The organism is Streptomyces flavovariabilis (genome assembly GCF_000725785.1).
GTDB classification, from domain to species: domain Bacteria; phylum Actinomycetota; class Actinomycetes; order Streptomycetales; family Streptomycetaceae; genus Streptomyces; species Streptomyces hawaiiensis.
Map to the genome: position 1 here is coordinate 1 of NZ_JNXD01000064.1, position 3,520 is coordinate 3,520.

The window sequence follows — 3,520 nt, forward strand, 5'->3', positions numbered from 1 at the left end:
GGAAGACCCGGCTTGATCTGGACCACTACCTGGAGGCGCTGGTCCGCAAGCCCGGTGCGTTTCCCGGGGCCACCGCCCTTGAACAGGCCCGTTACGCAGGGAAGTTCACACCGGTTCATGACGCCTGGTGGGAGGCGGCGAAGGCTGCCCATGGCGAGCGGGACGGCACTCGGGCTCTGATCGAGGTCCTGTTGATGGGCCGCCACGTCTCCCATGAACTCCTGGTCGCCGGACTTGCCTCCGCGCTCAGGGCCGGCGCCCTGACCGCGGACGCGGTCGCCCTGGAGGCACGGAAGGCGGCCGAAGCCGACGAGGTCGCGGCTCCGGCTGTCCGTGCGGAGCCGGAACGGACGAACGTGACCTTGCTGACCGAACGGCGGCTGGCCCAGCTGCCGCCCGACGCCCGGCCGCTGCCCTCGGTCGCGGCCTACGACCAGCTGCTGCGAGTCCGGCAGTCGGCCGACCGCCCCGCCCTCCAGAAAGAGATGCCCTGACACTCAAACGACACCGCGGGCTGACCGAACAGGCGGCCACCGCCGCCGTCGACCAGGCATGCCGCATGCTCCGGCTGCCGACCATCCGGGCCCAGTTCCCCGAACTGGCCGAAGCCGCCGCCCGCGACCAGATGTCCTATCGCGGCTTCCTCGCCGAACTGCTGATGGCCGAGTGCGACGACCGGGCCCGCCGCCGCTCCGAACGGCGCATCAAGGCGGCGCAGTTCCCGCGGGAGAAGTCGCTGCGGGCCTTCGACTTCGAGGCCAACGGGAACGTCGACGCAGCCGTCATTCACACCCTGGCGACCTGCGAGTGGGTCAAGAAGGGCTTGCCGCTCTGCCTGATCGGCGACTCCGGCACTGGCAAGTCCCACCTGTTGATCGCGCTCGGCACCGAAGCCGCCATGGCCGGCTTCCGGGTCCGCTACACACTCGCCACCAAGCTGGTCAACGAGCTGGTCGAGGCGGCGGACGAGAAGGTCCTGACCAAGACCATCGCCCGCTACGGACGCGTCGATCTCCTCTGCATAGACGAACTTGGCTACATGGAGCTGGACCGTCGCGGCGCTGAGCTGCTGTTCCAGGTGCTGACGGAGCGTGAGGAGAAGAACAGCGTCGCCATCGCCTCCAACGAGTCGTTTGGAGGGTGGACAAAAACATTCACCGATCCACGGCTTTGCGCGGCCATCGTCGACCGCCTCACCTTCGGCGGGAACATCATCGAAACCGGCACTGACTCCTACCGGCTCGCCAGCGCCAGGGCCGCCCGGGCGTAGAGCGCAGCCTCAGGCTGACCCGTCCGAGCCTCAAAAACCGGCCAGAGACTGCGTTCACCGCTATCCGTGCCACGACCGAGTGCGCGTGCGCTGAACACGCTAAGCCGGGCGGGGGAGCGAGTTGAGGCCGTCGATCGCGATGTCGGTGGCCCTTTGAACGGCTTTGTAGGTCTGCTCCGGCCGGTCTCCCCGCTTTTGGCATGCGGCGACGACGACCTTGATCGCCCCGACCAGCGAGCCCACCGCCGCGGCGGCCTCGACGAGGTCCAGCTCGGGGCAAGCGAGGTGGAGCGCTTCGGTCAGCTGTAGCTGGATGTCGAACAGCAGGTGCAGTTCGCGCGCCTGAAGTGCCGGGACCGACGCGATCAGCCGGGTCCGAGCCGGGCCGACCTTCCGCGCCAACTCCGAGTCCGTGTCCGCGAAAACACTCTGGTCGATGACGCGCCGCAGCAGGTCGGCCACCGGTTCGCCGGGCTGCCGTTCTCCGATGATCTCGACCGCGCGCTCCAGCCGCGACCTGTCGTCGAAGAAGACGATGTCGTCCTTGCTGTCGAAGTAGCTGAAGAAGGTCCGTGTCGCGATGTCTGCGGTGGCCGCGATCTCCGCCACAGTTGTCTGGTCGTAACCCTTCTCGGCGAACAATCGCAGGGCGCCTTCGATGAGCGCTTGCCTCGTGCGCATCTTCTTCCGCTGGCGCAGCCCTGGTTCGCTGGTCACGACAGCACCTTACCGCTTACCGCATGCGATGTAATTTTGCATTCATTGACGTTTTGCATTGAGTGCTGTTTTATCAGGAGGTCCGTACCGACCGAGGAGCGGCCGATGGAGAGCACGTCCCCGGCAGTAGTCATGCCCACGGCCAGCCAGAACCCGTTCGATCCGCCCGAGGAACTGCGCCGCCGGCAGGGGCTCGGCCCAATCCATCGGATGACCTACGCCGACGGTGGTCAGGGGTGGTTGGTGACCGGCTTCGCCGCAGCGCGGGCGATCCTGGCAGATCCCCGGTTCAGCGTCCGCCCGGACCATATGCGCTCACCGATCGCCCAGCCGGCGACGGTGCCCGTGCCGCCGGGATTCCTCCTCCGCATGGACCCGCCCGAGCACGACCACTATCGGCGGTTGCTCACCAGTGACTTCACGGTGCGCCGGATGAAGCTCCTCGAACCGGAGATCGAAGCGATCGTCAATGACCAGTTGAACGCGATGGAGCTCGCCGGGGGCCCGGCCGACTTGTTCAAGGCATTCGCGCTGCCGATCCCGTCACAAGTGATCGGCGAACTGCTCGGGGTGCCCTACTCCGACAGGCAGGGGTTCCAGCGGAACGCCGCCACGCTCTCGAACGTCGACCTCACACCGGAACGCCAGCAAGAGGCGGCCAGGGAGCTCATGGCATATCTACGGGACCTGCTGCGCCACAAGCGTTCCTGGCCAGAGGAAGATGTGCTCAGCGGGCTCGCTGCGCACGAGGGACTTACTGCGGACGAGAGGGCCGGACTGGCGCTCCTGCTCCTGATCGCCGGGCATGAGACGACGACGAACATGCTTGCGCTGGGTACTTTCGCTCTGCTGGCCAACCCCGCACAGCTGGCCGAGGTCCGCGACAAGGAGGAAGACGCCCCTGCGGTGGCCGAGGAGTTACTGCGTTACCTCACGATCATCCACCACGTGGTCCGTGTCGCGCTCGAGGACATCGAGCTCCACGGCTGCCTGATCAAGGCCGGCGAGTCCGTCACCGTCGCACTTTCCGCGGCGAACCGGGACGCTGACCATTTCGCCGACCCGGACGCGCTTGACCTCACCCGCTCCACGGCCGGACACCTCGCGTTCGGTCACGGCCTCCACCGGTGCCTCGGGCAGCGACTGGCCCGCGCTGAAATGCGCATCGCCCTCCCCGCACTGCTTCGCCGCTTCCCGGCACTACGTCTAACTGTCGCGCCCGAGGAAGTGCCACTGCGGCTGGCCATGCCGGTCTACGGCGTGCGTGAACTTCCGGTCACCTGGTAGGCCGATCAAGGTCGAGAAGAACGACGTGTGCTCGGCGACCTGCGGCGCGACGTCTGCGAGTTTGAGCAACGCCCCTTCACTACCGGCTCCCCACCGCCATCCGGCCCTTCAAGCACCGCCCGCATCACCGCCCCCAGACACCTCCCCGACTAAGACGGTGTCTTGATTGGTGATCGAGGCGGGGTCACAGCTCCCGCCACTCACCCAGCTCGCCAGGCGCCCTGGTCTGGATGAAGTTGCGAATGA

General features: G+C 67.0%; 3 protein-coding genes and 1 pseudogene. 3 read left to right on the plus strand and 1 reads right to left on the minus strand.

Annotation, left to right across the window (positions count from 1 at the left end; translation table 11 throughout):
• Both IO24_RS0139850 and istB read left to right on the plus strand, forming a co-directional pair.
• Nucleotides 1-494: pseudogene (locus IO24_RS0139850) on the plus strand (IS21 family transposase); the annotation flags it as partial.
• Nucleotides 491-1,270 carry an IS21-like element helper ATPase IstB gene (gene istB, locus IO24_RS0139855; RefSeq protein ID WP_031144745.1) on the plus strand — a complete coding sequence of 260 codons (780 nt, stop codon included), beginning with the start codon at nt 491-493 and terminating at the stop codon, nt 1,268-1,270. The pseudogene IO24_RS0139850 and the gene istB, both read left to right, overlap by 4 nt.
• Before the next feature lie 99 nt (nt 1,271-1,369).
• On the opposite strand, the gene IO24_RS0139860 is transcribed toward istB, so the two are convergent.
• On the minus strand, nt 1,370-1,987 hold the full coding sequence (locus tag IO24_RS0139860; protein ID WP_031144747.1) for a TetR/AcrR family transcriptional regulator: 618 nt from the start codon (nt 1,985-1,987) through the stop codon (nt 1,370-1,372).
• Nucleotides 1,988-2,092: 105 nt separating this feature from the next.
• Between IO24_RS0139860 and IO24_RS0139865 the strand changes: the two genes are divergently transcribed.
• Nucleotides 2,093-3,274, plus strand: a complete 1,182-nt coding sequence (locus IO24_RS0139865; protein WP_031144749.1) for a cytochrome P450 — start codon at nt 2,093-2,095, stop codon at nt 3,272-3,274.
• Nucleotides 3,275-3,520: the final 246 nt, after the last annotated feature.